The sequence below is a fragment of the Nocardioides turkmenicus genome, from assembly GCF_011045035.1.
GTDB classification, from domain to species: Bacteria; Actinomycetota; Actinomycetes; order Propionibacteriales; family Nocardioidaceae; genus Nocardioides; species Nocardioides turkmenicus.
Map to the genome: position 1 here is coordinate 26082 of NZ_JAALAA010000004.1, position 26761 is coordinate 52842.

24 protein-coding genes are annotated in these 26761 nt (G+C 69.8%); 8 read left to right on the top strand and 16 right to left on the bottom strand.

What is annotated here, in order from left to right; genetic code table 11:
- The first annotated feature begins 28 nt into the window (after window positions 1-28).
- The 3 genes from G5C66_RS05605 to G5C66_RS05615 are packed head-to-tail and all read left to right on the top strand — an operon-like array spanning window position 29 to window position 2732.
- A complete protein-coding gene (locus G5C66_RS05605) occupies window positions 29-751 on the top strand; it encodes a response regulator transcription factor (RefSeq protein WP_478354314.1) in 723 nt (240 codons plus the stop codon).
- The gene (locus tag G5C66_RS05610) at window positions 748-2196 is read left to right on the top strand and encodes an ATP-binding protein (protein WP_338144075.1); all 1449 of its coding nucleotides are present in this window, start codon (window positions 748-750) and stop codon (window positions 2194-2196) included. The genes G5C66_RS05605 and G5C66_RS05610 overlap by 4 nt, the downstream gene beginning before the upstream one ends.
- Window positions 2193-2732, top strand: a complete 540-nt coding sequence (locus G5C66_RS05615; protein WP_165109986.1) for a hypothetical protein — start codon at window positions 2193-2195, stop codon at window positions 2730-2732. Before G5C66_RS05610 ends, G5C66_RS05615 begins: the two co-directional genes overlap by 4 nt.
- 4 nt (window positions 2733-2736) lie before the next feature.
- Here the strand turns inward: G5C66_RS05615 and zwf are convergent, their stop codons facing one another.
- The 4 genes from zwf to G5C66_RS05635 form a co-directional block, all read right to left on the bottom strand.
- A complete protein-coding gene (zwf, locus tag G5C66_RS05620) occupies window positions 2737-4194 on the bottom strand; it encodes a glucose-6-phosphate dehydrogenase (protein WP_165109987.1) in 1458 nt (485 codons plus the stop codon).
- 88 nt (window positions 4195-4282) lie between these two features.
- A complete protein-coding gene (locus tag G5C66_RS05625; RefSeq protein ID WP_165109988.1) occupies window positions 4283-5551 on the bottom strand; it encodes a chorismate-binding protein in 1269 nt (422 codons plus the stop codon).
- Window positions 5548-6144: an anthranilate synthase component II gene (locus tag G5C66_RS05630; RefSeq protein WP_165109989.1), complete on the bottom strand. Its 597-nt coding sequence runs from the start codon at window positions 6142-6144 to the stop codon at window positions 5548-5550. Before G5C66_RS05630 ends, G5C66_RS05625 begins: the two co-directional genes overlap by 4 nt.
- Entirely contained in the window at window positions 6141-8081 is a 1941-nt protein-coding gene (locus tag G5C66_RS05635) for an anthranilate synthase family protein (RefSeq protein WP_165109990.1), read from the bottom strand. The genes G5C66_RS05630 and G5C66_RS05635 overlap by 4 nt, the downstream gene beginning before the upstream one ends.
- A gap of 95 nt (window positions 8082-8176) precedes the next feature.
- On the opposite strand from G5C66_RS05635, the gene G5C66_RS05640 reads away from it, so the two are divergent.
- Entirely contained in the window at window positions 8177-8677 is a 501-nt protein-coding gene (locus G5C66_RS05640) for a SigE family RNA polymerase sigma factor (RefSeq protein WP_165109991.1), read from the top strand.
- The gene (locus G5C66_RS05645; RefSeq protein ID WP_165109992.1) at window positions 8674-9288 is read left to right on the top strand and encodes a hypothetical protein; all 615 of its coding nucleotides are present in this window, start codon (window positions 8674-8676) and stop codon (window positions 9286-9288) included. The genes G5C66_RS05640 and G5C66_RS05645 overlap by 4 nt, the downstream gene beginning before the upstream one ends.
- Before the next feature lie 122 nt (window positions 9289-9410).
- Here the strand turns inward: G5C66_RS05645 and G5C66_RS05650 are convergent, their stop codons facing one another.
- From G5C66_RS05650 to G5C66_RS05665, 4 genes are all read right to left on the bottom strand, one after another.
- Window positions 9411-11600: a HelD family protein gene (locus tag G5C66_RS05650; RefSeq protein ID WP_165109993.1), complete on the bottom strand. Its 2190-nt coding sequence runs from the start codon at window positions 11598-11600 to the stop codon at window positions 9411-9413.
- Between the two features lie 107 nt (window positions 11601-11707).
- Entirely contained in the window at window positions 11708-13033 is a 1326-nt protein-coding gene (locus G5C66_RS05655; RefSeq protein ID WP_165109994.1) for a hypothetical protein, read from the bottom strand.
- Window positions 13033-13560, bottom strand: a complete 528-nt coding sequence (locus G5C66_RS05660; protein ID WP_165109995.1) for a SigE family RNA polymerase sigma factor — start codon at window positions 13558-13560, stop codon at window positions 13033-13035. The genes G5C66_RS05655 and G5C66_RS05660 overlap by 1 nt, the downstream gene beginning before the upstream one ends.
- A gap of 61 nt (window positions 13561-13621) precedes the next feature.
- On the bottom strand, window positions 13622-14389 hold the full coding sequence (locus G5C66_RS05665; protein ID WP_165109996.1) for an enoyl-CoA hydratase family protein: 768 nt from the start codon (window positions 14387-14389) through the stop codon (window positions 13622-13624).
- A gap of 31 nt (window positions 14390-14420) precedes the next feature.
- Between G5C66_RS05665 and G5C66_RS05670 the strand changes: the two genes are divergently transcribed.
- Entirely contained in the window at window positions 14421-14990 is a 570-nt protein-coding gene (locus G5C66_RS05670; RefSeq protein ID WP_165109997.1) for a methyltransferase domain-containing protein, read from the top strand.
- On the opposite strand, the gene G5C66_RS05675 is transcribed toward G5C66_RS05670, so the two are convergent.
- Window positions 14987-16144: a YihY/virulence factor BrkB family protein gene (locus G5C66_RS05675; RefSeq protein WP_241248272.1), complete on the bottom strand. Its 1158-nt coding sequence runs from the start codon at window positions 16142-16144 to the stop codon at window positions 14987-14989. The genes G5C66_RS05670 and G5C66_RS05675 overlap by 4 nt on opposite strands.
- Before the next feature lie 75 nt (window positions 16145-16219).
- Here G5C66_RS05675 and G5C66_RS05680 point away from each other — a divergent pair, with 75 nt between their 5' ends.
- Window positions 16220-16780 (top strand): RDD family protein, encoded by a 561-nt coding sequence (locus G5C66_RS05680; RefSeq protein ID WP_165109998.1) that lies wholly within the window; start codon window positions 16220-16222, stop codon window positions 16778-16780.
- A 74-nt stretch (window positions 16781-16854) separates the two neighbouring features.
- Window positions 16855-17547, top strand: a complete 693-nt coding sequence (locus G5C66_RS05685) for an RDD family protein (RefSeq protein ID WP_165109999.1) — start codon at window positions 16855-16857, stop codon at window positions 17545-17547.
- Between the two features lie 127 nt (window positions 17548-17674).
- On the opposite strand, the gene G5C66_RS05690 is transcribed toward G5C66_RS05685, so the two are convergent.
- The 7 genes from G5C66_RS05690 to G5C66_RS05720 all read right to left on the bottom strand — a co-directional run bounded on the left by G5C66_RS05690 (window position 17675) and on the right by G5C66_RS05720 (window position 26696).
- Entirely contained in the window at window positions 17675-18844 is a 1170-nt protein-coding gene (locus G5C66_RS05690; RefSeq protein ID WP_165110000.1) for an acyl-CoA dehydrogenase family protein, read from the bottom strand.
- Complete coding sequence (locus G5C66_RS05695; RefSeq protein ID WP_165110001.1) at window positions 18841-20754, bottom strand: acetyl/propionyl/methylcrotonyl-CoA carboxylase subunit alpha; 1914 nt, start codon at window positions 20752-20754, stop codon at window positions 18841-18843. Before G5C66_RS05695 ends, G5C66_RS05690 begins: the two co-directional genes overlap by 4 nt.
- 126 nt (window positions 20755-20880) lie before the next feature.
- Complete coding sequence (locus tag G5C66_RS05700) at window positions 20881-22449, bottom strand: acyl-CoA carboxylase subunit beta (protein ID WP_165110002.1); 1569 nt, start codon at window positions 22447-22449, stop codon at window positions 20881-20883.
- On the bottom strand, window positions 22446-23579 hold the full coding sequence (locus G5C66_RS05705) for an acyl-CoA dehydrogenase family protein (RefSeq protein WP_165110003.1): 1134 nt from the start codon (window positions 23577-23579) through the stop codon (window positions 22446-22448). Before G5C66_RS05705 ends, G5C66_RS05700 begins: the two co-directional genes overlap by 4 nt.
- Window positions 23576-25309 carry an acyclic terpene utilization AtuA family protein gene (locus G5C66_RS05710; protein WP_165110004.1) on the bottom strand — a complete coding sequence of 578 codons (1734 nt, stop codon included), beginning with the start codon at window positions 25307-25309 and terminating at the stop codon, window positions 23576-23578. The genes G5C66_RS05705 and G5C66_RS05710 overlap by 4 nt, the downstream gene beginning before the upstream one ends.
- A complete protein-coding gene (locus tag G5C66_RS05715) occupies window positions 25306-26100 on the bottom strand; it encodes a TIGR03084 family metal-binding protein (RefSeq protein ID WP_165110005.1) in 795 nt (264 codons plus the stop codon). The genes G5C66_RS05710 and G5C66_RS05715 overlap by 4 nt, the downstream gene beginning before the upstream one ends.
- On the bottom strand, window positions 26097-26696 hold the full coding sequence (locus G5C66_RS05720) for a TetR/AcrR family transcriptional regulator (protein WP_338144076.1): 600 nt from the start codon (window positions 26694-26696) through the stop codon (window positions 26097-26099). Before G5C66_RS05720 ends, G5C66_RS05715 begins: the two co-directional genes overlap by 4 nt.
- Window positions 26697-26761: the final 65 nt, after the last annotated feature.

Below are 26761 nucleotides of genomic sequence, written 5' to 3' on the forward strand. Positions count from 1 at the left end.
GCTCAGCGAGGGGTGGCAGGGTAGGAGTGTGAACAGCCCTGCCACCCCGAGCGACGGCCCCGGCGAGAAGCCGCACGTGCTGGTCGTCGACGACGACAAGGCCGTGCGCGAGTCGCTGCGCCGGTCGTTGGAGTTCAACGGCTACCAGGTCGCCCTGGCCGGCGACGGCGCCGAGGCACTGGCCGGCATCGCCAACCACGGTCCTGACGTGGTCGTGATGGACGTGATGATGCCGCGCCTCGACGGGATCGAGGCGACCAAGGCGCTGCGGGCGGCGGGCAACGACGTACCCATCCTGGTGCTGACCGCGCGCGACGCCGTCGGTGACCGGGTCGACGGCCTGGACGCCGGCGCCGACGACTACCTCACCAAGCCGTTCGCGCTCGAGGAGCTGCTCGCCCGGCTGCGTGCGCTGCTGCGCCGCGCCGCCCCGATCGGCGAGGAGGACGAGGAGACCCTGTCCTTCGCCGACCTCACCATGAACACCACCACCCGCGAGGTGACTCGGGGCGATCGGGCGATCGAGCTCACCCGCACCGAGTTCACGCTCCTGGAGATGTTCCTGCGCCGGCCCCGCCGCGTACTCGACCGGTCGTTCATCCTCGAGGAGGTCTGGGGCTACGACTTCCCGACCACGGCCAACTCGCTGGAGGTCTACGTCGGCTACCTGCGCCGCAAGACCGAGGCCGATGGCGAGCCCCGGCTCATCCACACCGTACGCGGCATCGGCTACGTGCTGAAGGAGCCGTGAGCAGCGCCGTGACCGCGACGGCCACCAGCTCGCGCTACCGCGGCTCCCTGGCGGGCCGGGTCACCCTGCTGACCACCCTCGCCGTCGCGGGCTCGATCGCGATGATCGCGATCGGGCTCTACTTCGTCGTACGCATCCAGCTGCAGGCAAACATGGATGAGTCGCTGCTGAAGCGGGCGCACGCCGCTGCCTCGAACCCGCAGTACATCCACGATGCCCGGGACGGCAGCTACTTCCCGGTCTTCGCACTCAACGCTGGCGACATCGCGCTCATGTCGGTCGGCCAGAACGGCGACTACTGGAATCCTCAGAAGCGAGCCGATGACGACTTCCCCGTCCCCGGCGCAGCGGAGGCGTACGTCGCGCAGAGGAAGGAGCCTTACGCCGTCCGGACGATCACCACCGACAAAGGCGAGGTGTTCCGCGCTGCCACGGTGCCCATCTCGGGCACGGACGAGGCGCTGATGCTGGCGCAATCACTAGAGCCGCAGCAGGCGATGTACAAACGGCTCGGATTCGTCGTGCTCTTCTTCGGCGGCGCCGGAGTAGTCGCGGCAGCGTTCGCCGGGTGGGTCGTGGCAGCAGGCGGTCTGCGTCCGGTGCGGCGCCTGACCGCGTCGGTGGACCGGATCGCGACCACCGAGGACCTGACCCCGCTCCCGGTCGAGGGCGACGACGAGATCGCCCGGCTGGCGACCTCGTTCAACCGGATGCTGTCCGCGGTCTCCGCGTCCCGGGACCGGCAGCGGCAGCTGGTGGCGGACGCCTCCCACGAGCTGCGTACGCCGCTGACCTCACTCCGCACCAACGTCGAGCTCCTCACCCAGGCCGACGCCTCGATCTCGGGCGAGCAGCGGGCCGACCTGCTCGGCGACATCCGCGCCCAGATCGAGGAGCTCACCAACCTGATCGGCGACCTCGTCGAGCTGGCCCGCGACGAGCCGGCCGAGCCGACGCTGGAGACGGTCGACCTCTCCGACGTGGTCGACCGGGCGCTCTCGCGGGTGCGCCTGAGGGCGCCGTCGGTTACCTTCTCCGAGGAGATGACGCCGTGGTGGGTCATGGGCGACGCCAGCTCGCTCGAGCGTGCGGTCACCAACCTGCTCGACAACGCCGCCAAGTGGTCGCCGGCGTCCGGCACGGTGCACGTCTCGCTCCGCAACGGCGTGCTCAGCGTCGACGACGAGGGACCGGGCATCGCCGACGACGACATCCCGTACGTCTTCGACCGGTTCTACCGCTCCACCGAGGCACGCTCGATGCCCGGGTCCGGGCTCGGCCTCGCTATCGTCCGTCAGGTCGCCGAGCGCACCGGCGGGTCCGTCTCCGCGGCCCGCTCACCGTACGGGGGCGCACGGATGACCCTCCGTCTGCCCGGCTCGGCCTCACCCCGGCCGACCGAACCGCCCGCGGCCGTGTCGAAGAATGAAGGGTTGGACCATTGAGATACGCCGTCCTGGCGCCCGGTCTGCTGGCGCTGCTGTCTCTCGCTGCCTGCGGAACCGGGGAGCCCACCGCCGCCCCCTCCGCGTCCGCGTCGGCATCAGGTTCGGACCACTCCGCCCAGGAGACGTTCAACCCGTGCGACGGGCTCGACATCGCTCCCGTCGAGAAGGCCCTCGGCGCCCAGCTCCGTGTCGAGAAGGGCACCTCGGCGGCACCCCGCTGTGCGCTGCTGCCCGAGGAGTCGGGTGGGACCGCGTACGAGCTGAACTACCTGCCCTTCAAGGGCACCCTCGCGGACGCGTGGAAGACCATGGACGTGCAGTCGGGCGAGGTCAGCGAGCCCGAGGTCTCGGGGGCCGACGACGCCCGGCTGGTCAAGCAGCAGGGCGTCAGCTCGTACGCCGTCACCGGATTCGTCCAGAACGGCGCACTGATCCAGAGCTTCAACTCGGTGGACCTGGAGCCCTACGACGGTAAGGCCATGGACCGAGCCGCCCAGGCTCTGCTCGAGCAGCTCAGCGCCAACGCGCCGTAGCCAGCTAGCTCTTCTTCGTCTCCCGCCAGGAGCGCTCGAACGGCAGCCGCCAGGCGTGCGGGGCGATCAGCTGGTGGATCGAGTTGGGACCCCACGAACCCGGCGCGTAGAGGCGCACCGGCGGCGGGTTGTCGAGGAGCGGCTGGGAGATCTCCCAGAGCGTCTCGATGCCCTCGGCGGTCGTGAAGAGCGTGTGGTCGCCGCGCATGGCGTCGTGGATGAGACGCTCGTACGCCTCCAGGACGCTGGTCGAGGAGGTCGTGTCCTGGGTGGAGAACTGCATGGACAGCTTCTCGAGCTTCATGCCGGGGCCGGGGCGCTTGCCGTAGAAGGAGAGCGACATCTTCGACTGGTCGGCCAGGTCGAAGGTGAGGTGGTCGGGACCCTGGGTGCCGGCGCCGGAGTTGGCCGGGAACATGGTCAGCGGGGGCTCCTTGAACGCGATCGAGATGATCCGCGCGCCCTCGGCGAGCTTCTTGCCGGTGCGCAGGAAGAACGGCACGCCGGCCCAGCGCCAGTTGTCGATGGTGACCTTGAGCGCGATGAAGGTCTCGGTGTCGGAGTCGTCGGCGACCTCGTTCTTGCCGCGGTAGCCGGAGTATTGACCGCGCACGACGTTCTTCGGCTTGATCGGCTGCATCGAGCGGAAGACCTTGTTCTTCTCCTCGCTGATCGGGCCGGGAGCCAGGGTGGTCGGCGGCTCCATCGCCATGAACGCCAGCACCTGCATCAGGTGGGTGACGACCATGTCGCGGTAGGCGCCGGTGCTCTCGTAGAACGCGGTGCGTCCCTCCAGGCCCAGCGTCTCGGGGATGTCGATCTGGACGTGGTCGATGAAGTTGCGGTTCCAGATCGGTTCGAAGAGACCGTTGGCGAAGCGGAAGGCCAGGATGTTCTGCGCGGCCTCCTTGCCGAGGAAGTGGTCGATCCGGAAGATCTGCTCCTCGGTGAAGACCTCGTGGATCTTCGCGTTGAGCTCCTTGGCCGACTCGAGGTCGGTGCCGAACGGCTTCTCCATGATGATCCGGGCGCGCTCGACGAGGTCGGCCTCCTCGAGCTGGCGGATCACGTCCTGGGCGGCCTTGGGCGGGACGCTGAGGTAGTGGAGGCGGCGTACGTCGCTGGCGACCCCCTGGAGCTTCTTCTCGGCGAGCTTCACCGCGTCGGCGAGCGCGTGCGGGCCTTCCTTGGTGGAGACGTAGGAGAGCATCCCCGCGAACGCCTTCCACCGTTCGTCGGTGATGTCCCCCTTGCCGAACTCCTCGCACGCCTCGCGAGCGAAGGCGACGAACTGCTCGTCGGACATCTCCTCCAGGGACGTGCCGACGATCTGGGCATCCGTCATCAGCCCGGCCTCGTTGAGCCGGAGCAGGCCGGGCAGGAGCTTGCGGCGCGCCAGATCACCCGTCGCACCGAAGAGCACGATCACATGTGGCAGGGCTTTGTCGTCGATGGTCGCCATGATGAGTCCACGGTAGTCCTCGTTTTATGAACGATCCAATAGACAACGACCGCCGTCTCAACGTGTCGCCGTCTTTTCACCTGATTGATCATCTACCGAGGGAAGCACGCACACGATCGGCCTTCAACCGCGCCTCGGCGGCCTCCGCGTCGACATCCGATCTGACGGTGATCCCGCCGCCGGTGCCGATGCGCCAGGTGCGGGTGTCGTGGGTCGTCAGGGTGCGGATGACGACGCCCAGGTCAGCGGGGCCGTCGCCCGAGATCCAGCCGAAGGCCCCGGCGTACGCCGCCCTCGGGCCGCCCAGGTCGCGCTCGGCCCGCTCGATGACCTCCATGGTGCGGAGCTTCGGCGCACCGGTCATCGACCCGGCGGGGAAGAGCCTGCGCAGCGCCTCGATCGTGGTGATCCCGTCGCTGAGGCGTCCTCGGACCGTGGTGACGAGCTGGTGCACGGTCTCGTAGGACTCCACCTGCATCAGGCCCGGCACCGCCACCGTTCCCGGTTCGCACACCATCGCCAGGTCGTTGCGGAGCAGGTCGGTGATCATCAGGTTCTCGCTGCGGAGCTTGGGATCCGTCCGCAGCAGCTCCGCGTTGGCGGCGTCCTCTTCCACGGTGGCGCCCCGCGGGGTCGTCCCCTTGATCGGCCTCGTCTCGATCGTGCGGTCCTCGTCGATGACCGCGTACCGCTCCGGGCTCGAGCTCAGCAACCACGCCGCATGACCCGCGACGGCGTGCTGGAGGAACCCGGCGTACGGGGCGGGGTTGATGCTTCTGAGCCGCAGATAGGTCGTCACCGGGTCGGCCTCGGCCTCGACCGTGGTGCGGTAGGTCAGGTTGGCCTCGTACGTGTCGCCGGCATGGAGGGCCTCTTGGATCTGGGCGAAGGCGGCGCGGTAGGCGGGGGACGGCGGGGAGGGATACCCGGTTAACCGGGTATCGCTGCACTTCTCTGGCATTGCAACACCCGAGAAGTGCAGGGATTGCCCGAGAAGTTCGTGCTCGAAGAGGCGGATGTGCGACGGCCGCATCCAGACCGCGTCCGGAACGTCCTGCGACGGAGCGGCGGGGAGATCCGTACGGCAGGCGTAGCCGAGGTAGCCGAACCACTGCTCCCCCGGGCCGACCTCACGCTCGAGGGCCTCCCAGATGTCGTCGCCGACGACCTCGGAACGGCCGCCGGTGTGGCGCAGCACCTCACGCCGCGCGGCCGAGTACGTCAGCGAGACGTCGTCGTCCTCCAGCCAGCCGATCAGGGACCGGGTGCCGGACCACTCGCGCGCGCCACCGCCGTCGAGCCAGACGCAGCGCGGGTGCGCGGCGGCCACCTCGGCGAAGAGGTCCTCGACGCTCACCGCTGCCTCAGGCCCTGTCGGTTCAGGCTCTGCTGGTTCAAGAAGTTCGCGACCATCGCCGCACCGTGCTGGGAGAGCACCGACTCGGGGTGGAACTGCACGCCCTCCAGCGGCAGCGACCGGTGGCGTACGCCCATCACGACGCCGTCCTCGGACCGGGCCGTCACCTCCAGGACCTCCGGCACGGAGACGGCTGCGAGGGAGTGGTAGCGCACCGCCTCGAGCGGGGACGGGAGGCCCGCGAAGACCCCGCGTCCGTCGTGGGTCACCTGCGCGACCTCGCCGTGGGCGGGCTCGACCCGGTCGACGACGCCGCCGTAGGCGGTCACCAGACCCTGCATCCCCAGGCACACCCCGAGGACGGGCCGCCCCGCCGCCAGGAGTACGTCACGCCCGACCGCGAAGTCCGCCGGATCAGCCGGGTGGCCGGGCCCGGGCGAGAGCACCACGTGGGTGTAGCCGGCGAGGTCGTCGAGCTTCACCTCGTCGTGCTCGACGACATCCGGCATCTCCCTGGTGACCTGCGCGATCATGTGGACGAGACTCCACACGTAGGAGTCGTGGTGATCGACCACCACCACCCGCGTGCTCATTGGGCGAGAAGGTCGCTGACGACGTCGTGGATGAGGTCGTACCCGCGCTCGGTGAGGACCGACTCCGCGTGGAACTGGATGCCGGCGTAGTGAGGCCCGGAGATCGCGTGGATGTCACCCGACTCGGGATCGGCGTCCACCGACACACCTGCGGGCAGCTCCGTCGATCCCAGCCGCCCCACGAAGGTGTTGTAGAACCCGACCCGCTCGCGCCGCGGCCGCCCGCCGAACCCGAGGCCGACCCGGGTCTGGGTGCCCTGGAAGACGATGTCCTTGTAGTGCAGCCCGATCCCGAGCTGGTGACACAGCGCCTGGTGGCCGAGGCACACCGCCAGGAACGGCTGCCCGCTGTCGAGCAGCGACGCGACAGCGGCACGCAGCTTGGCCATCTTCGGATCGGCACCATCGCGCGGGTCACCCGGCCCGGGTCCGACGATCACCAGGTCCGCACCCTCGAAGGCCCCGGCGACATAGTCCTCGTGGCGGACCACGGACGACGTCATGCCGAGCACCCGGAGGATGTGGCGCAGCATGCGTACGAAGTCGTCCTCGCCATCGAGGATCACCGCGTGCTTGCCGGCCAGGTGGGCGGACGGCTCCTCGTCGGCCTGGTCGGTGAGCCAGAACGACGACAGCCGGCGGTTGCGGGCAGCCAGGGTCAGCAGCAGGTCCTCGTCGTTGACCAGCTCGGAGACGTCCTGCGCGAGTGCGGGCGCGGCCGGGACCAGCCCGAAGGCCGACAGGATCCCGCCGGCCTTGGCGTGCGTCTCGGCGACCTCGTAGTCGGGGTCGGAGTCGCGCACCAGGGTCGCCCCGGCGCTCACCTTCAGCCGGCCGTCGACAGAAACATCAGCGGTGCGGATCACGATCGGCGAATCGACGGTGGGCGCGCCCGACTCGTCACGCCCGAGCAGCGCGAGCGCGGCGCCGTAGTAGCCACGGCCCTCCGGCTCGTACTTCTTGATCAGCCGGCACGCGTTCTCGACCGGCGAGCCGGTGACGGTGGCGGCGTACATCGTGTCGCGCAGGATCTCGCGCGGGTCACGCCCGGAGCGGCCGGCGAGCAGGTATTCGGTGTGGATCAGCCGCGACATCGGCTTCAGGAACGGCCCGAGCACCTGGCCACCCTGGTCGCAGATGTCGCACATCATCTTGAGCTCCTCGTCGACCACCATGAAGAGCTCGTAGACCTCCTTCTGATCCGTCAGGAAGTCGGTCAGCTGCCCCTTGAGGTCGTGGGCGATCTTCTCCGGCGTCCCCTCCAGGTCGCGCGGCAGCCGGAACGTGCCGGAGATCGGGTTCATCCGTACGTCGCCGCCGTGGACGCTCACGTGCCGCTCGGGCGAGGCGCCGATCAGGTAGCGGTCGCCGGTGAAGAAGCAGTAGGTCCAGTACGCCCCGCGCTCGCGCTCCAGCAGCCGACGAAGCACGGTGAGCGCGCGGTCGTGGTTCCAGTCGTCGAGCTGCGCGCGGTAGTGGCGGCCGATCACGAAGTTGGCGCCCTCGCCCTGGCCGATCTCGTCCTCGATGACGGTCTTGACCAGGTCGGCATAGGTGTCGTCGTCCACGTCGAACCCACCGCGGTCAGTGAACTCGACCGGCACGTCCGGCAGCGCCTCGATCACCTCGGCGACCGAGAACTCCCACTCGCGCTCGACGTCGACGACCACCAGCGGGGTGCCGTCGTCGTGCGCCTCGAAGCCCCGCTCACGCACCTGCCGGAACGGCACCGCGAGCAGGCGATCGGCGACCTTGCCCGGCTCCGGAGTGCCCTCCTCGAGAGGTACGTCGAGCAGCGACTCGACCACCGATCGCGTGCCCGCGAGCACCCCGACGGTGTCCCGGTCGCCGGCCCGCGAGGAGCGTCGGATGATCGCCCAGGCCTCGTGCCCCGTGATCTCCTCGATCGCGGTCTTGGCAGGGCTCTTGGTCGTCATGGGATGAGCCTAATCCGCAGGCTCGCGCGCGACCCATTCGATTCGGATGGTGGGCCACGTGCAACCCGGGGGCGCTCCCGATCCGTTGAGAGAGCGTGAGACGTTCCCAAGACGCCGAATTCGAGGCCTTCGTACGCCGCCACCGAGCGCAGCTCGTCGGCACCGCCCGGCTGCTGACCGCCGGCGACGCCCACCTGGCCGAGGACCTGGTCCAGACGACCCTGGTCAAGGTCTACCTGGCCTGGGGGCGAGCGTCGCAGCAGCCCGCTGCGTACGCTCGGCGCACCCTGGTCAACTGCCTGACCGACCACCGCAGGCGGCCGTTCTTCCGACGGGAGCACGGCGCGGTCACGCTGCCCGAGGCTGCGGTCGAGGACCCGGCGATGGTCGATCCCGAGCTGGTCGCGGCACTGGCCGAGCTCCCACCCCGGCAGCGTGCAGCGGTCGTGCTCCGCCATGTCCACGACCTCTCGGTCGACGACGTCGCCGACGCATTGAGCTGCTCGACCGGAACCGTGAAGTCCCAGACGGCGCGCGGCCTGGACAAGCTCCGCGCGCTGCTCACCCCCACCCAACTGACAGGAGACTCCCGATGAACGACGTGATCGACCGCCTCGCCCGCCTGACTCCCGCCGCCTCGCCGACGGACGCCACCGCCGCCGACCTCCGCCGCGGCCACCGAGCCCTTTCCCGCCGCCGGATCAAGCGCGCCGCCCTCGGCGGCGCGGCCCTGACCCTCGTGGTCGGCGGCGCGTTCGGCGGGATCGCCCTGACCTCCGACGACAAGGTCACGCCGATCACCCAGGCCGCTGACAACGTACGCCTCGTCGACTACGACGGCACCCAGGTGCCCGGCTACACCGTGGCGAAGGTGCCCGAGGGCTTCGTCCTGCAGGGCTCCGACCAGTACGTCCTCGCCGTCGCCCGACCCGACGACACGTCCTCCATCAGCGACTTCCAGGACAAGATCGTCGTGATGCTGGAGGCGCCCTCGTCGCCCACCGAGGGCGCCACCGACACCACCGTCAACGGCCAGCCGGCCACCATCGTCACCAACTCCGAAGGCACGACGACGCTCAAGTACGCCTACCGCGACCTCACCGTCGTCATCCAGGTGTGGGAGAGCATCGACCTCACCGACAAGCAGCTCGTCGAGTTCGCCGAGGGCATCGACGTCACCGCCGACGCCAAGCCGTCCCACGGCTGAGCCGAGTCGGCGCAACTGTCCCGCCGAAGCCCGCCGAGTCGGCGCATCTGTCTCAACGGTCTGAGACAGATGCGCCGACTCGGCGATTGTTCTTGGGGCAGACGCGCCGACTCGGCCAGAGGTCAGGAGACGGTGGTCAGCAGCTGGGTGGCGCGGGTGAGGACGACGTAGAGCGTGGCTCGGCCGGTGGCGGACTCGCGCTCGATCTCGTCGGGGCTGACCACGACGATGCCGTCGAACTCGAGGCCCTTGGTGTCCAGGCCAGTGAGGACGACGATGCGGTCCTCGCCGGAGGGCACCGAGGTGGGGTCGGCGGCGGACGCAGCGGCCGATGGAGCGTCGGCCGCGAACTCCGTCCACGACGCCAGCCACGAGTTGACCTCGGAGCGGCGGGCGACCGGGACCACGATGCCGACGGTGCCGCCGACCTGGGACGCGATCTCGCCGACCGCCTCGCGGGTGGCCTTCTCCAGGTCGACCGCGTGCTCGATGACCTGCGGCTCGACGCCGGTGGAGCGGACCGCGGTCGGCAGGTCGGCGTCGAGCCCGACCCGCTCGGCGTACGCGGCGGCGAAGGCGTAGATCTCGGCCGAGTTGCGGTAGTTCGTGGACAGGTGGAAGGAATGGACCGGTTTGCCCTCCAGCGCCTTGGCACGCGCCTCCTCCGCCTCTGCGGGCACCGGCCACGAGGACTGGGCCGGGTCGCCGACGATGGTCCAGGAGGCCGTACGTCCCCGGCGACCGACCATCCGCCACTGCATCGGGGTGAGGTCCTGGGCCTCGTCGATGAGGATGTGGGCGAACGGGTCGTCGTCGATCCGGTAGGTCGGCGGCCGCCAGCCCCGACCCGAGGAGAACTCACGGTCGGAGGCGGTCATCAACTCGGCGATGTCGATGCCGCTCTGGTCGGCGTCGCGCTCGTCGGCGACCTGCTCGGGGATGTCGCCGATCGCGTAGCGGAGCTCGTCGAGCAGCGGGATGTCCTCGATCGCCAGGTCGGCGTCGGTCAGACCACGGCCGGCCCACGACTTGAGGAGCAGCTGCTGCTCGTCGTACGTCAGGATCCCCTCGGAGACGCGAGCCAGGAACTCGGGCTCACGCAGCCAGCCGAGCACCTCGCGCGCCTCGAGTGCCGGCCACCAGGCGGCGGCGAACTCGAGGAAGGCGGGGTTGTCGAGCATCTCGTCGTTGAAGACCTCGCGGCCTCGCTCGCGGCCGCGCTCACCGCGTACCTGACGCCAGAGGATGTCGAGGAGCATCTGGGGTACGCGACGGAGCTGCTGGTTGCGGCGACCCTGGCTCATCAGCTGGCGCCGCAGCTCACCGAGCCGCTTGCCGTCCAGCCGCAGCGAGTCGTCGCGGTAGAAGACCTTGAACTCACGCGGGGAGCCCGGCGCCTGCTGGCGCGACGCCCGACGCAGCACCTCGGCCATCCGGATCGAGCCCTTCACGTCGGCGACGGCGGGATCGTTGTGCCAGGTCGCGCGTACGCCGTCCACGACCTCGCCCAGCGAACGCAGCGCCACCGCGGTCTCGCCGAGGCTGGGCAGGACGCGCTCGATGTAGCGCATGAAGACGCCCGACGGGCCCACGATGAGCACGCCGCCGGACTCGTAGCGGCGGCGCTCGGTGTAGAGCAGGTACGCCGCGCGGTGGAGGGCCACCACGGTCTTGCCCACGCCGGGACCACCGGAGATCGTGGTCACGCCCTTGCCGGGCGCCCGGATGGCCTTGTCCTGCTCGGCCTGGATGGTGGCGACGATGGAGTGCATCGTGCGGTCACGGGCACGGCTGAGCTGGGCGATCAGCGCACCCTCGCCGACGATCGGGAGGTCGGCGCCGGAACGCTCCAGCGCCTCGGCGTCGAGCAGCTCGTCCTCGATCCCGACGACGGTCTGGCCTTCGGAGCGGAGCACGCGGCGCCGGATCACCGACTTCGGCTCGACCGCGGTGGCCTGGTAGAACACCGCGGCCGCCGGGGCACGCCAGTCGATCAGCAGCGAGTCGCGCTCGGCGTTGCGCAGGCCGATGCGGCCGACGTAACGAGGCTCGGGGTCGACCTCCGGGTCGAGGTCGAGGCGGCCGAAGACCAGCCCTTCGTGGGCAGCGTCGAGCTGCGCGATCCGTCGCGCCGCCTGGAAGGCGAACGCGTCGCGCTCGACCAGCCCGCCCTCGTGTCCCAGGCGCCCACGGTCGCGGCCCTCGTTGGCCAGCTCCTGCGCAGCGCGCGCCGACTCCCCCAGCTGGAGGTAGACACGATCTACGAACCCCTGCTCCTGAGCGATCTCGCGCTCAGCCAGCTTGTCGTTCAACTGGATGTTCCCCCGTCACAAAGATCCACACCCGCCGTGCGCCCCCCATGGCGCACGGCAAGGAGACAACTCTACCCCGACGTGGGGTAACGCGGGCACAGGTGCCATCAGTCGACCGGACGGTAGACCACCAGTGCTCCGTCGAAGGTGCCGTGGCTGTTGCCGCTCCTCGCGAGGTCGTCCTCGGCCGTCTCCAGAGCGACGTCGTACGTGTCGTACGCCAACAGCTGGTCGCCGACCAGAAAGCCGCAGCCCCCGGCGTTGTCCGTGGAGGTCGAACCGTCCGTGCGTCGACCGAGCTCTCGGGACGTCGCGCGGATCGTGACGGACCCGCCACAGGTCTGATAGCCGACCAGGGCAGGGCGATCGCCGGTGGCGATCTCGGTCGAGAACGCACGGGTCTTCGAGATCGGGATGACCCGGTCCAACTGCCAGCGCCGACCGTCGTGCTCGGTGATCTCGTCGATCTTCGTGGCACCCACCTGAATCTGCTCCCCGGCCTCGTAGACCGCGATCCCCATGAGGACGGCGACATGCTCCGGTGGGTTGGTCGATCCGTCCCGGCGCATGGCGACCAGCTTCACGGTGTGACGGCCGGGCGACAGCGATCCGTCCGGCTGCCACAGCTGGCTGATCGCCAGATCAGGCGTCGGCATGACGAACGAGTCCGCGCTGCAGCCGCCGCTTCCGACCGTCTTCCCGTCGATCTGATAGCTGACCTCGAACATGCCCGTCGGGTCCATGCAGACCGGTGCCACCACGATCGGTCGGCCACTGGCGTAGAACGAGTAGCGGACCACCGTGTCGTCCGGATCGCCGAACTCGCCGCCGAGGAGCGACGCGCCGCCGTAGGTAGCCGGAAATATCCGTCCTGCGTGGCTCACCGCATCGCCCGCGATGCCCCCGGTCCTCTCGTAGAGGCCCAGTGACACCTCGCCACCGTCAGGAGCGTTCGTCGCCTTCACGGTGATGTGTCCGCCCGCATGGAACGGGATCGGGTGCAGCGCCGAGCGTTCGTCGCCGCTGATCCGCAGCACCGGCTCGTCGTTGATGAAGACTGTGGCGGTGCCTGCGCCCAGGCCGGTTCCTCGTACGACGACTCCCCACTGTCCGTCGTCGCTCGGCGTGGGCACCTCGATCTGATCATGATCGGGACCGACCTCCAGCGCCTCGGTATCGGCGAGCTGGTAGGTGAAGTGCAGGGCCTTCACCTCCCCCGGCAGCCCCGCCACGGGTACGCGGGCGAAGCCGGGCATCAGCGCCACCAGGCCAGTGGCCACGACCACGGCGGCGACGACGGCCGCTGCGGCCGCCCGCCGCGTACGAACCTGCTGGATCCGCACACGAACAGCCACGCTGCGCGCCACCGTCGGAGCGCCGGCCTGGTCGGCGTGAGCGGCCAGCATCGTACGGAGGTCTTCGATGGTGTTCATCAGTTCTCCTCCTGCACCGGAGCGAGGGCGGGGTCGATGCGGAGCTTGGCGAAGGCCTTGGAGGTCTGGGACTTCACGGTCCCGACGGAGCAGCCGAGCAGATCGGCGGTCTGGGCCTCGGTGAGGTCCTCGAAGTAGCGGAGGACGACGACCGCGCGCTGGCGGCGCGGCAACCTCCCGAGCGCGGTCCACAGATCGTGGGCGCCCTCTTCGGGATGATCTACGGAGTTCTCGACGAACTCGAGGACGGCCTGCTCACCGTTCCACTTCCGTCGCCACCACGAGGTGTAGGTGTTGACGAGGATCCTGCGGACGTACGCCTCGTGATTCTCGATCTTCGACCAGGCGAACCACGCCTTGGTCAGCGCCGTCTGGAGCAGATCCTCGGCGAGCGCGTGGTCACGTGTGAGGAGATACGCGGTACGCAGCAGCGCACCCGAGCGCGCCGCGACGAAGTCGTCGAAGTCGACCGCCGCGACGCTCACCTCACGCTCACGCCGGGTCGGCACGATGGCATCCGTCGTCATGCCCACCCTGACCATGTGGGAGGCCAGGATGGTTGCCTCACGCCGTTCTCATTTTCTTGGACTACTTCTTCCGCGTCAGGAAGGCGGTCATCGCCTCGCGGGCCTCGTCGGAGCCGAAGAGGCGAGCGGAGAGGGCGGCCATCTCCTCGCCGCCGGCGTCGATGTGCTCGACCAGGCCGCGGACCATGAGGCGCTTGGTCTCGCGCAGGCCCTGAGGCGATCCCTCCAGCAGCGAGGAGGTGATGGCGGCGACCTCGTCGTCGAGGGAGTCGGCGGGGACGGCGGCGGTCAGGATGCCGATGCGGGCGGCCTCGGCGGCGTCGAACTTGTCGCCGGTGAGGAAGTAGCGGGAGGCGGCGCGCGAGTCGATCCGGGGCAGGATCGAGAGGGAGATGGCGGCGGGGGCCAGGCCCAGGCGGACCTCGGTGAGCGCGAAGGAGACGGTGTCGGCGGCGATCGCGATGTCGGCTGCGGCGACGAGCCCGAGGCCACCGGCCCGCACAGGTCCCTGGACCTTCGCCACCACGGGCTTGGTCAGGGCGACGATGGTGCGCTGGAGACGTACGATCCCGCGGGTGCCCTCCTCCATCGGCACCGTCGCGGCCTCGGAGAGGTCGGCGCCGGAGCAGAAGACGGTGCCCGTCGCCTGGAGCACCACCGCCTTGACCGAGGTGTCCTTGTCGGCCGCGTGCAGAGCCTCGAACAGCTCCGTGACAAGCTGGCGGGAGAGCGCGTTCCGGTTGGCCGGCGAGTCGAGGGTGATGGTGGCGACTCCGTCGACGACGTCGAGGTGGACGAGCTCAGCGGGGGTTTCAGGCGACTCAGTCATGGGGCAGACCATACGTGCTTGACTGGGGTACGTGGACGCGGTCCGCTCTGCATTTTCCGCCATTCCCCGGGAGGGCTTCCTGCCGCCCGAGGAGCGGGACTTCGCGGGCTTCGACGAGCCGCTCCCGATCGGCCACGGGCAGACCAACTCACAGCCGCGGACCGTGGCGGACATGCTCCGTCTCCTCGAGGTCGCACCGGGCCACAAGGTGCTCGACGTCGGCTCCGGATCGGGCTGGACCACTGCGCTGCTCGCGCATCTGACCGGCCCCGAGGGAATGGTCGTCGGGGTCGAGCTGGAGCCGTCCCTGGTCCGGTTCGGCCGCCGGAACCTGGCCGCGACCGACCAACCGTGGGCCCGCATCGAGCAGGCGAAACCCGACGTGCTCGGGTGGCCCGAAGACGCTGCGTACGACCGCATCCTGGTCTCCGCCGAGGCCCAGGCGCTGCCAGAGGAGCTGATCGAGCAGCTCGCCGCTCCTGGCCGGATGGTGGTGCCGGTCGCCGGCCTGATGATGCTGGCCGAGAGGAACCCGACGGGCACGGTGCGGCTCAGCAGCCACGGCTGGTATCGCTTCGTGCCGCTGCGGAGAAGGCCTTAAGGCCCCGTACGCCGCTGCCGCTCGCCCTCGTCAGGGTGCGGCACCGCGCGCAGCTTGCCCGGCGGCACCGGAGGCGGCGGCTTGGTCGGCGGCAGCGGGCGGCTGAACTCGTCGCGGCGCCGGATCCTCCGCGCGGTCTTGCGGAGCCAGGAGGGGTCCATGACGATCTCGTGGGTGTTGCCGTCGGGGCCGTCGAAGGTGACTGCGACCGTCTCGAAGCCCTTGTGGCGCTGCATGAGGGCATAGCTCGCGTACGCGCGACGGTCGGCCTCGGTCAGCTCGACGTCGTCGGTGAAGAGGGTGAGCAGCGCCCGCGGCCACAGGTGGCGGGAGTAGACGACGTTGACCTCGATCGAGATCACCACCATCAGCGCGGCGATGTAGAGGAACGCGACCAGACCGAGGACCAGCGCGAAGGTCTGGTTCATGCCGCGGGTGGCGGCGAGCACGTGCTGGACGAACTCCGCGCCGAAGTACTGCAGCACCTGCCACAGCAGGCCGAACGTGAACGCCCCCGGGAGGGCGTGCGCGAGCGAGTGGTCGCGGGTCGTGGCCATCCGGAAGACGACGCACAGCATCCCGGTGACGATCAGGACGGTGCCGAAGATCACCAGCCAGTAGCCGACGTCGACCGCCTTGAAGCCGAGGAAGTCGGTGTGGCTCAGCACCAGCGACAGCGCGGTGACCGAGAGGATGGCCAGGCCACCGGCGGCGAGCATGAACAGCGACCGCACCCGCAGCAGGATCGGGTTGGGCCGGCTGTTGCGCGGCACCGACCAGGCGGTGTTGACGGCGTTCTGCATCGACAGGCCGAGGCCGAGCGCACCATAGAGGGCCGCCAGACCACCGACGACGATCGCGCCGGTCGATCCGGTGAGCTCCTTGCGGCCGAGCTGGTCGCCGATGATCGGGAACTGCGCCAGCGCCGTGTCGAGCACGTCCTCCTGCAGGGCCGGGTTGCCCTCCAGCACGAAGCCGAGGATCGAGGAGGCGAGCAGCAGGATCGGGAAGACCGCGACGAAGGCGTAGTAGGTGATGATCGCGGCGAGGTTGTTGCCCTGGTCCTCGTAGAACTTGTAGATGACGGCGATCGGGAACGCGACCGGCGGAAACCGGCGCTGAGCCCGATCCATCGCCTTCGCCGCTCCAGCCATAAGGGTCAGGCTAACCCCTGCGTGACCCTATAGATTGAACGTCGGTCAGGTCAGCAGGCCAGCACACTCGAGGAGATGACCCACCACATGTCCAACTTCGGCCCGCCGACCGGGCCGCCGCCAGGCGCACCGCAGGACCCCGCTCGTGGACCGGGCGAGCAGCCCCAGATGCCACCCTGGGCACAGCAGTCGTACGTCCCCTCCGGGCCGCCGCTCGCGACCTGGGCCCGCCGTGCCGGCGGTGCCCTGATCGACGTCGCGCTGCTGCTGCCGTTCTACCTGGTCGCCGGCGTCGGCGGCGGGCTGGCGCAGGAGTCCGGCTTCTTCGTCACCGCGTTCGGGCTCCTGGTGACCCTGGCCGGGTGGGTCGGCGGCGTGGTCTTCGCAGTCTGGAACCACGTCCTCAAGCAGGGCCGGTCCGGCTACACCATCGGCAAGGGCGTCGTCGGGATCAAGCTGGTCCGCCGCGACTCGGAGGCCACGGTCGGCGTCCCGGTCGCGCTGGCGCGGCAGTTTCTCCACGTCCTCGACGGGTTCTGCATGGTCGGCTTCCTGTGGCCGCTGTGGGACGACAAGCGGCAGACCTTCGCCGACAAGATCGTCGGCACCGTGGTCGTCGTCGAGCCGCGCTCGTAGCCGCGCTCGCTGCCGCGGCGCGCCCAAGGCGTGGGGGCTGACTTTTACGTTGCGTTGTCGCCATACTCTGCCCCATGTCTAACTACGGCCCGCCTCCTGGCGCCCCGCAGGACCCCTCCGGTCAGCCCTTGCCGCCGACCCCGCCGCCCACGCCGGCCTATGGCCAGCCCAGCGCTCCTCCGCCTCCGCCGGCATCGGGATACGGCGCTCCCGCCGCTCCCACCGGCTACGGCGCCGCCCCGGCCGGCTACGGCTACGGCGCCCCGACCCGTCCGTACGCCTCCTGGGGTGCGCGCGTCGGTGCCGCCATCATCGACGGTCTCGTCGCGATGGTGGCGATGATCCCGTTCTGGATCGGCTACGGCCTGCTCATCGGCGGGGCCGCCGCGGGCGGAGTCTCGGAGTACGACCCGAACACCGGCATGTACACGTCCGCCGGTGAGCCCAACGGGGCACTCATGGCCATCGGCGGCCTGCTCATGTTCATCGGCTTCCTCGTGTCCCTCGCCTTCCTGTACTGGAACTACGGCCTGAAGCAGGGCAAGACCGGCTACTCGATCGGCAAGGGCGTCCTCGGTATCAAGGTCGTCAAGGAGGCCGACGGCCAGGTCCTCGGCACCTGGCTCTCGATCGGACGCTTCTTCGTCCACTACCTCGACCAGCTCGCCTGCTACATCGGCTACCTGTGGCCGCTGTGGGACGACAAGCGTCAGACCTTCGCCGACAAGATCCTCAGCACCATCGTGGTCGTCGAGCCGAAGAAGTAATCCCGTCGGTCGAGCCGCCGGAGCCGCTAGGCGGAGGCGTGTCGAGACCAACACAGCCCCATCGTGTGCGATAGGCGACCGTGTTGGTCTCGACACGCTCGCTGGCGCTCGCGGCTCGACCGACGTTTTAGTAGGACTTCGGGAGCCCCAGCGTGTGCATGGCGATGTAGTTGAGGATCATCTCCCGGCTGACCGGGGCGATCCGGCCCAGACGGGCGGCGACGAGCTGGTTGGCCAGCCCGTACTCCACCGTCAGACCGTTGCCGCCGTGGGTGTGCACCGCGGCGTCGGTGGCGTTGCAGGCGACCTCGCCGGCGGCGTACTTGGCCATGTTGGCGTACTCCCCGGCACCGGCGTCGTCGCCGGCGTCGTAGAGGGCGGCGGCCTTCTGCCACAGCAGGCGGGCCTGCTCCAGCTCGATCTTGACCTTCGCCAGCGGGTGCGCGATGCCCTGATGGGAGCCGATCGGGGCGTCCTTCCAGACCGAGCGGTTGGCGGCGTACTCCACGGCCTTGCCGAGCGCGAAGCGCGCCATCCCGCAGGACAGGGCGGCGCCCATGATCCGCTCGGGGTTGAGGCCGGCGAAGAGCTGCCAGATACCGCCGTCCTCGTCACCGACGAGGGCGTCGGCAGGGAGGCGTACGTCGTCGATGAAGAGGGTGAACTGCTTCTCCGGCGCCTCCCAGGCCATCGGGATGACCTGCTTCTCGAATCCCGGCGCGTCGGTCGGGACCACGAAGAGCGCGGGCTTGAGCTTGCCCGTCTTGGCATCCTCGGTGCGGGAGACGATGAGGACCGAGTCGGCCTCGTCGACGCCGGAGATGAAGGTCTTCTGGCCGTTGAGGATCCACTCGTCGCCGTCGCGGCACGCGGTGGTGGTGATCTTGTGGGAGTTGGAGCCGGCGTCGGCCTCGGTGATCCCGAAGGCCATCAGGTGGGACCCGTCCGCGATGGCGGGAAGCCAGCGCTTCTTCTGCTCGTCGGTGCCGCAGCGGCCGATGATGCTGCCACAGATCGCCGGGCTGACGACCATCATCAGCAGCGGGGCACCGGCGGTCGCGGCCTCCTCGAGCACCGCGGCCAGGTCGCTCATACCGCCGCCACCGCCGCCGTACTCCTCGGCGATGTTGACGCCGAGGAACCCGTTGCGGCCCATCTCCAGCCACATCTCGGTCATCTTGCCGCCCTCGCGGGCCTGCTTGGCGACGAAGTCGTGACCGTACTTCCCGGCCAGCTTCGCCACCGCCTCGCGCAGCGCGGTCCGCTCCTCGGGCTCCGTGAATGGATTCGCGGTCATGCGGTCTCCTCCTCTACGACCGCGAGCACCTGACCCGCGGCGACCTGTGTTCCGGGACTGACGTCGATCTCGGTGACCGTGCCCGCGGTGGGTGCGGTCACCGTGTGCTGCATCTTCATCGCTTCCAGCACGATCAGCTTCTGACCTGCGGTGACGCTCTCACCGGGCTCGGCGTGGACCGAGACGACGCTGCCCGGCATGGGCGCCAACAGGCTCCCCTCGGCGACCTGGTCGGCCGGGTCCACGAACCGCGGACGCTTCCGCAGCGCGGTGTGCCCGAAGGCCGAGTCGACATCGACCCGGTCGCCGTCGACGGCGATCTCGTACGTCGTGCGCAGACCGTCCTTCTCGAGCACGACCCGGCTCTGACCCGCCTCGATGACCTCGAAGCCGTCGATGCGGTAGCCGTCGCGGGTGCCGTACCACTCGACGGTCAGGCCGTCCTCGGACCCGTCCTCGAAGACGGTCCGCTGGGGCTGGTTGGTGACGTTGCGCCAGGCGACCGGGATCCCGGGGCGGCGGGTCCGCTCGGCCAGGGCGACCGCGGCGGCCACGGCGGCGCCGGGGTCGTCGACGGACGAGAGGAAGGCTTCGTCCGCGAGCAGAGACGTGGTGACCTCTCCGCTGCGGAACGCGTCCGAGCCGAGGATCCCGATCAGCTGCTCCCGGTTGGTCACCAGGCCGTGGATCTTGGCCGTACGCAGCACCGAGAGCAGCCGCCGGATCGCCCCCTCGCGCGTCGGCGCGTGCACGATCACCTTCGCCAGCATCGCGTCGTAGAAGGTGCTGACCTCCGAGCCGGAGGTGTAACCCGCGTCGATCCGGGCGTCGCCCGCGAACTCGAGCTTCGTCAGCGTCCCCGACTGCGGCTGATAGTCCGCCGACGGGTCCTCGGCATAGAGCCGCACCTCGATCGCATGCCCATCGACCCCGCTGGTTGAGCCGCCGGAGCCGCTAGGCGAAGGCGTGTCGAAACCAACACATCGACCTTCTGCCACCGCGATCTGCAGCTCCACCAGATCCACCCCGTGCACCAGCTCGGTGACAGGATGCTCGACCTGGAGCCGCGTGTTCATCTCCAGGAACCAGAACCGCTCCGAGGCCGCGTCATAGAGGAACTCGACGGTCCCGGCCCCGCGGTAGTCGATCGCGGCGGCCGCGTTCCGGGCCGCCTCGTGGAGTGCTTCGCGGACAGGGTCAGGCAGCAGCGGCGCCGGAGACTCCTCGACGACCTTCTGGTGGCGGCGCTGCACCGAGCAGTCACGCTCACCGAAGACGGCGACACCTCCGGCACCGTCGCCGACGACCTGGACCTCGACGTGACGGCCGGCCTCGACGTACGGCTCGACGAAGACGGTGCCGTCGCCGAACGCCGAGGCGGCCTCGGCCTCGGCGGCGGCGATCTCCGCGGCGAGCGCGTCGAGCGTCCGGACGATCCGCATCCCGCGGCCACCTCCGCCCGCAGAGGCCTTGACCAGCAGCGGCAGGTCGGACTCGGCCGGGGAGGCCGGAGCCTCCAGGACCGGGACCCCCGCGGAGGCCATGATCTTCTTGGCCTCGATCTTCGAGCCCATCTGCTCGATCGACTCGGGCGCGGGCCCGATCCAGACCAGCCCGGCCGCCTCGACGGCACGGGCGAAGTCGGCGTTTTCCGACAGGAACCCGTAGCCCGGGTGGATCGCGTCGGCACCGGCCACCTTGGCCGCCTCGATCACCAGGTCGGCACGGAGATAGGTCTCCGCAGGGGTGTTGCCGGGGAGGCGTACGGCATGGTCCGCCTCGGCCACGAACGGCAGGGCCGCATCGGCGTCGGAGTGGACCGCGACGGTCTCGATGCCGAGCCTGCGGGCGGTGCGGAAGACGCGCGAGGCGATCTCGGCACGGTTGGCGACTAGCAGTCGGTTGATCATGGACATTCCCTTTCGCTGGTCGAGCCGCCGGAGCCGCTAGGCGGAGGCGTGTCGAGACCAACAGAGTCGACTGTGTTGGTCTCGACACCGCTCGCTGCGCTCGCGGGCTCGACCAACGGTGGCTGGTCACATGCGGAAGACACCAAAGTTCATCGCCCCCTCGATTTCCTTCGTCGCGATGGCGGAGAGGCAGAGGCCGAGGACGGTGCGGGTGTCGCGCGGGTCGATGACCCCGTCGTCGTAGCCGAGGCCGGAGAGGAACATCGGCAGCGACTGCTCCTCGACCATCGCCTCGACCATGTCCTTGACGCCCTTGAACCCCTCGGCGTCGAAGATCTCGCCCTTCTTCTCGGCGGACTCGCGGGCGACGATCTCCATCACCCCGGCGAGCTGCTGCGGCCCCATCACCGCCGACTTGGCCGAGGGCCAGGTGAAGAGGAATCTCGGGTCATAGGCTCGGCCGTTCATGCCGTAGTTCCCCGCGCCATAGGACGCGCCCATGATCACGGTCAGGTGCGGGACGGTCGAGTTGGAGACCGCGTTGATCATCAGGGCACCGTGCTTGATGATGCCGCCCTGTTCGTACTCCGTGCCGACCATGTAGCCGGTGGTGTTGTGCAGGAACAGCAGCGGGGTGTCCTTCTGGTTGGCGAGCTGGATGAACTGCGCCGCCTTCTGGGCCTCCTCCGACATGAGCACGCCGCGCGCGTTGGCGAGGATGCCGATCTCGTAGCCGTGCAGTCGCGCCCAGCCGACGCAGAGGCTCGATCCGTAGAGCGGCTTGAACTCGTCGAACGGCACCTCGTTGTCCGGCCCGGTCCCGTCGACGATCCGCAGGATCGCCTCGCGCGGGTCGAAGGGCTCCTTGAGATCGGTCGGGATGAGGTCGAGCAGGCCCTCAGGGTCTGCGTCCGGCTCATAGACGGCTTTCGGCTGCGGACCGCGCTTGCGCCAGTTGAGCCGGGCGACGACCCGTCGTGCCTGCCGGATCGCGTCGTGCTCGTCGACGGCGAGGAAGTCGGAGGAGCCGGAGATGCGCGAGTGCATCTCGGCGCCGCCCAGCGACTCGTCGTCGGTGTCCTCGCCGGTGGCCATCTTCACCAGCGGCGGGCCGGCCAGGAAGACCTTCGCGCCCTCCTTGACCATGATCACGTAGTCGCTCATGCCGGGGACGTACGCACCGCCGGCGGTGGAGTTGCCGAAGACCACCGAGATGGTCGGCTGCTTGCGGGCAGAGGCGCGGGTGAGGTCGCGGAAGCCCTTGCCACCGGGGATGAAGATGTCCTTCTGGGTCGGTAGGTCGGCACCGCCGGACTCGGTCAGGTTGATCGTCGGGAGACCGTTCTTCTCCGCGATCTCGGCCGCCCGGAAGGAGCGCTTGAGGGAGTACGGGTTGAGCGCCCCGCCCTTCACCGTCGGGTCGTTGGCGACGATCATGCACTCGACACCCTCGACCACACCGATGCCGGTGATGATCGAGCCGCCGACCGGGAAGTCGCTGCCCCAGCCGATCAGCGGCTGGGTCTCCAGGAACGGGCTGCCCTCGTCCAGCAGCAGCTCGATCCGCTCGCGGGCGAGCAGCTTGCCGCGGGCCTTGTGGCGGGCGACGTACTTCTCGCCGCCGCCGGCCGCCGCCTTCGCGTGCTCGGCGTCGAGGGCCTCGATCTTCTCGAGGAGAGCTTCTCGGTTGTTCATCGGTCCAGTCCCAACAGCTTGGCGGCCAGGTCCGTCATCACTTCGGTGGCTCCTCCTCCGATCGGCAGGATCCGGGCGTCGCGGTAGTGCCGCTCGACCTCGGTCCCGTGCATGTATCCCGTCCCGCCGTGGAGCTGGACGGCCTGGTCGACGACCCAGGAGCAGGCCTCGACCGCTGTCTGCTTGGCCAGCGCCGCCTCGGCGATCGTCTGTTGTGTCGACCCTTCGCGGTCGTAGCGGGCGACGACCGCGTGCGTGTAGGCCTTGGCCACCTCGATCTGACGGTGCATCTCGACGAGCTTGTGGCGTACGACCTGGCGCTTGATCAGCGACTCACCGAAGGTCTGCCGCTGGCGCGCGTAGTCGGCGGTCAGCGCCAGGCAGCGGGCGGCGGTGCCGTAGCCCTGCACGGCCAGCGCGATCCGCTCGGTCACGAACGCCTCGGCGATGTAGACGAAGCCGGCGTTCTCCTCGCCGACGAGGTTCTCGGCGGGGACGCGTACGTCCTCGAAGGCGAGCTCCGCCGTGTCGGAGCACTTCCAGCCCATCTTCTCGAGCTTGCGCGTGATCGTGAAGCCCGGCGTGTCCTTGTCGATCACGAGCAGGCTGATGCCGCCGGCCCCGGGCCCGCCGGTGCGGACCGCGGTGGTGACGAAGTCGGCGCGTACGCCGCTCGTGATGAACGTCTTCGCACCGTTGACGACGAACTCGTCGCCGTCGCGGACCGCGGTCGTGCGGAGGTGGGAGACGTCGGAGCCGCCGTCGGGCTCGGTGATGGCGAGGCTGCCGATCTTCTCCCCGGCCAGGGTCGGCTTGACGTACGTCTCGATGAGGTGGGGCGAGCCGTGCTTGGCGATGTGCGGCAGCGCGATCCCGTGGGTGAACAGGCCCGCGAGCAGGCCGGACGAGGCGCCCTCGGACATCAGCCCCTCGGTCACCGCGACGGTGTCGGCCAGTCCGCCACCCTCGCCGCCGGCCTCCTCGGGGAACCCGATCCCCAGCAGCCCCTGCTTCGCGGCCGCCTGGTGGACCTCGCGCGGGATCTCCTGGTTGTCCTCCCAGACCTGGAGGTCGGGGAAGATCTCGCGGCGGGCGAACTCGGCGCCCAGCTGGAAAAGATCGTCGCTCACTGGCTTCCCTCCGGGCTGAGCTCAACAGGAATGTCGACAAATCGGCTCCGCGCCCACTCGCCCAGCCCCTTCGCCTGCGGGTCGAAACGGGTCGAGGCGGCCACGCCCTCGCCGAGCAGGTCGTGGATGACGATGTTCACGCCGCGCAGGTGCGGCAGCGGCGTGATGTCGATCGCCAGGTCCTCGGCCTCGGGCAGCAGCTCCCGCACCCACTCCGGGGTGACGGTCTCGAGCAGCCACTCCACGGCAGCCTCCGGCCGCTCCTGCGGCACCCAGAGCCCGAGGTTGGCGTCGCCGCCCTTGTCCCCGGACCGCGCGTAGACCAGCTCTCCCAGCTCTCGCCGAGACGTCGCCCCCGTCGGCCGAGGCGTCGCTCCCGTCGATCGAGTGGTCCCCTCGGCCGACGCGCGTGACGTCTCGGCCGACGTACGTGACGCTTCGGCATAAGCGAGAGGAGCAGGAACCTCGTAGGTCGAACCGTCGGGGAGATGGACGGTCTCCGGCGCGCGGTCGCGCCGGACGTACGCAGCCTTGTAGACGCCGAACGGAGTCGGCCGTCCCGGGGGCGCGGTGACGTGGAAGCCCGGGTAGGAGGCGAGCGCAAGCTCGATGGCCGGGGCCGTCAGTGCACGCCCGACGGCGTCGGCGTCGGCGGCGCGGGCGTTGAGCCGCAGGATGCAGGCGGCGCCCTCCTCGGTCGGGGAGTCGGGTGCGGGGATGCGGTAGGTCGACCAGGTGTAGTCGGGCCCGATCGGCAGCTCGGCGTCGAGCTGGTCACGCAGCCAGGTGGCCTTGGCGTCGATGTCGGGTCCGGTGAGCACGAACTCGATGGCGTTGCGGTAGCCGCCGAGCGAGTTGACGGCGACCTTGAGCGTGGCCGGCGGCGGGGTGCCCGTGACGCCCGAGATGGCCACGCGATCGATCCCCACCTCGGAGAGACGGATCGAGGTGAGGTCGGTGGTCACGTCGGGGCCGAGGTAGAGCGGCCCCTGGATCTCGTAGAGCAGCTGCGCGGTGACGGTGTCGACCGTGACGGTGCCGCCGGTCTCGTCCTGCTTGGTGATGATCGAGGAGCCGTCGACGGCGATCTCGGCGACCGGGAACCCGAGCGGGCGCGCCCGGGCCTGCGGCGACATGGTCAGGAACCCGGAGAAGTTGCCCCCGGTGGCCTGGGCGCCGCACTCGATCACGTGCCCGGCGACCACGGCGCCGGCGAGCTCATCGTAGGAGTCGCGCTTCCACCCGTGGTGGGCGATCGCCGGCCCGACGACGACGCTCGCGTCGGTCACCCGGCCGGTGACGACGATGTCGGCGCCCGCGTCGAGCGCGTGCGCGATCCCGAAGGCGCCGAGATAGGCGTTGGCGGTCAGCGCGTCGGGGTGGGAGTCGAGACGACCCCGGAGGTCGTCGCCGTCGACGTACGCCACCTTCGCAGAGGTCCCGAGCGCCTCGATGGCGGCCGCGAGCCCGGCAGGGTTGAGGCCGCCGGCGTTGGAAACGATCTTGACGTCGCGCTGCAGGGCGAGGTCGATGCAGTCGGCGAGCTGCCGCAGGAACGTCTTGGCGTAGCCCGTCGTCGGGTCCTTGAGGGTGTCCTTGCCGAGGATGAGCATGGTGAGCTCGGCGAGATAGTCGCCGGTCAGCACGTCGAGCCGACCGCCCTCGAGCATGTCGCGCATCGCCGAGAACCGGTCGCCGTAGAAGCCGGAGCAGTTGCCGATCGTGATCATTTCTTGGGCCTCCCGCCCCCGGTGGGTCCGGCGAACGCCTGCGCGATGGTCAGCCACTTCTCGGCGTCGTCGCCGGTCGCCTCCAGGGCGGTGTCGTCACGGTGGATGCGCTGGGTGACGAGGCGGGCGAAGTCGTACGCCGGTCCCCGGACGCTATGCGCCGCATCCTCCGGCCCCCACTCCCACCGCTCGCCGGACGGCGCGGTGAGCTCGATCCGGAACGGGTCGGCAGGAGGCGTCAGGCCGTGCACGCCGTAGGAGAAGTCGCGGGTGCGGGTGCCGAGGTGGCAGACGTGCTTGATGCGGTCGTTGGGCTCGTACGTGTGACCGAGCGCCTCACGCACGTCCAGCCCGTGGGCCCAGGTCTCCATGAACCGCGCGGTCGCCATCGAGGCCGGCGACATCGGCGGCCCGAACCAGGGCAGCTTCTTCCCGTCCGGGACGTTCGCGAGCGCACCGGCGAGCTCGCCGCGTACGCCGTCCCAGTGCTGCAGCAGCTCGGTCGCCGGCATCGCGGCCATCGCCAGGGCGGACTCGTCGACGTAGCCCTCGGGGTTCTTGATGGCCTCGTTGACCAGCTCGTCCCAGGCGGTCGCGTCACCGGCCACCCACTCGGTCGCGGCGAGCGCGGCCTCGTCGGTCCAGGCCAGGTGAGCGATCTGGGCGGCGACGTCCCAGCCTTCGGCCGGCGTCGGCTCGCGCCAGCCCGCCTCGCTCAGCCCCGCCACCACCTGGCGCAGCTCGAACCCCTCCATGGAGAGGTCCTCGAGAAGTTGATCCAGCAGGCTCATCGCAGCTCTCTTTCCAGGACCTCGGCCCAGTGATCGAGGATCCGCTCGCGTCGGGCGGCGTCGTCGGTAATCGTGTCAGCCAGGGCCAGGCCACGGACCAGATCGAGCGTGGCCTGCACGAGTTCGCGTACGCCCGGCTTGCTCTCGTCCACACCGAGCAGCTCGACCGTGGCCCGGTGGAGCTCGCGGCCGATCCGCTGCTCGAGCGGACCCACCGCAGCGGCGAGCTGCTGGTCGGTGCGCGCCGCCACCCACAGCTCCAGGGCGGCGGCGAAGACCGGGGAGGTGACCTGCTCGGCGAGCATGGCGAGCACGTGCCGCGTACGCTGCCCGCCCTCCGGGAGCGCGCCGGCCGCCTCCTTCAGCGCCTCGCCGCGGGCCTCGGTGATGTGCTCGACCGCCGCCACGACCAGGTCGTTCTTGGCCGGGAAGTGGTGCAGCTGCGCGCCGCGGGAGACCCCGGCGCGCTGGGAGACGAGCGTGGTCGAGGTGCCGGCGAAGCCGCGCTCGGCCAGCAGCTCGACGGTGGCGTCGAGGAGCCGCGCCCGCATCGCGCGGGTGCGCTCCTCCTGGGGTACGCGGGTGGCCTGGCTCACAGGCAGGCACTCTGCCGGGCCAGAAACAAACAGTCAACCCTGACTGTATATTTCTGAGACGGCTT

Bases quoted from the DNA above. Each gene is read 5' to 3' on its own strand.
- G5C66_RS05660 (WP_165109995.1), bottom strand. From the start codon at position 13,560: ATGACGACGGATGCCATCGTGCCGACCCGGCGTGAGCGTGAGGTGAGC.
- G5C66_RS05700 (WP_165110002.1), bottom strand. From the start codon at position 22,449: ATGAACAACCGAGAAGCTCTCCTCGAGAAGATCGAGGCCCTCGACGCC.
- G5C66_RS05710 (WP_165110004.1), bottom strand. From the start codon at position 25,309: ATGATCACGATCGGCAACTGCTCCGGCTTCTACGGCGACCGGTTCTCG.
- G5C66_RS05630 (WP_165109989.1), bottom strand. From the start codon at position 6,144: ATGAGCACGCGGGTGGTGGTGGTCGATCACCACGACTCCTACGTGTGG.
- G5C66_RS05665 (WP_165109996.1), bottom strand. From the start codon at position 14,389: ATGACTGAGTCGCCTGAAACCCCCGCTGAGCTCGTCCACCTCGACGTC.
- G5C66_RS05685 (WP_165109999.1), top strand. From the start codon at position 16,855: ATGTCTAACTACGGCCCGCCTCCTGGCGCCCCGCAGGACCCCTCCGGT.
- zwf (WP_165109987.1), bottom strand. From the start codon at position 4,194: ATGGCGACCATCGACGACAAAGCCCTGCCACATGTGATCGTGCTCTTC.
- G5C66_RS05695 (WP_165110001.1), bottom strand. From the start codon at position 20,754: ATGATCAACCGACTGCTAGTCGCCAACCGTGCCGAGATCGCCTCGCGC.
- G5C66_RS05635 (WP_165109990.1), bottom strand. From the start codon at position 8,081: ATGACGACCAAGAGCCCTGCCAAGACCGCGATCGAGGAGATCACGGGG.
- G5C66_RS05715 (WP_165110005.1), bottom strand. From the start codon at position 26,100: ATGAGCCTGCTGGATCAACTTCTCGAGGACCTCTCCATGGAGGGGTTC.
- G5C66_RS05680 (WP_165109998.1), top strand. From the start codon at position 16,220: ATGACCCACCACATGTCCAACTTCGGCCCGCCGACCGGGCCGCCGCCA.
- G5C66_RS05675 (WP_241248272.1), bottom strand. From the start codon at position 16,144: ATGGCTGGAGCGGCGAAGGCGATGGATCGGGCTCAGCGCCGGTTTCCG.
- G5C66_RS05655 (WP_165109994.1), bottom strand. From the start codon at position 13,033: ATGAACACCATCGAAGACCTCCGTACGATGCTGGCCGCTCACGCCGAC.
- G5C66_RS05690 (WP_165110000.1), bottom strand. From the start codon at position 18,844: ATGACCGCGAATCCATTCACGGAGCCCGAGGAGCGGACCGCGCTGCGC.
- G5C66_RS05645 (WP_165109992.1), top strand. From the start codon at position 8,674: ATGAACGACGTGATCGACCGCCTCGCCCGCCTGACTCCCGCCGCCTCG.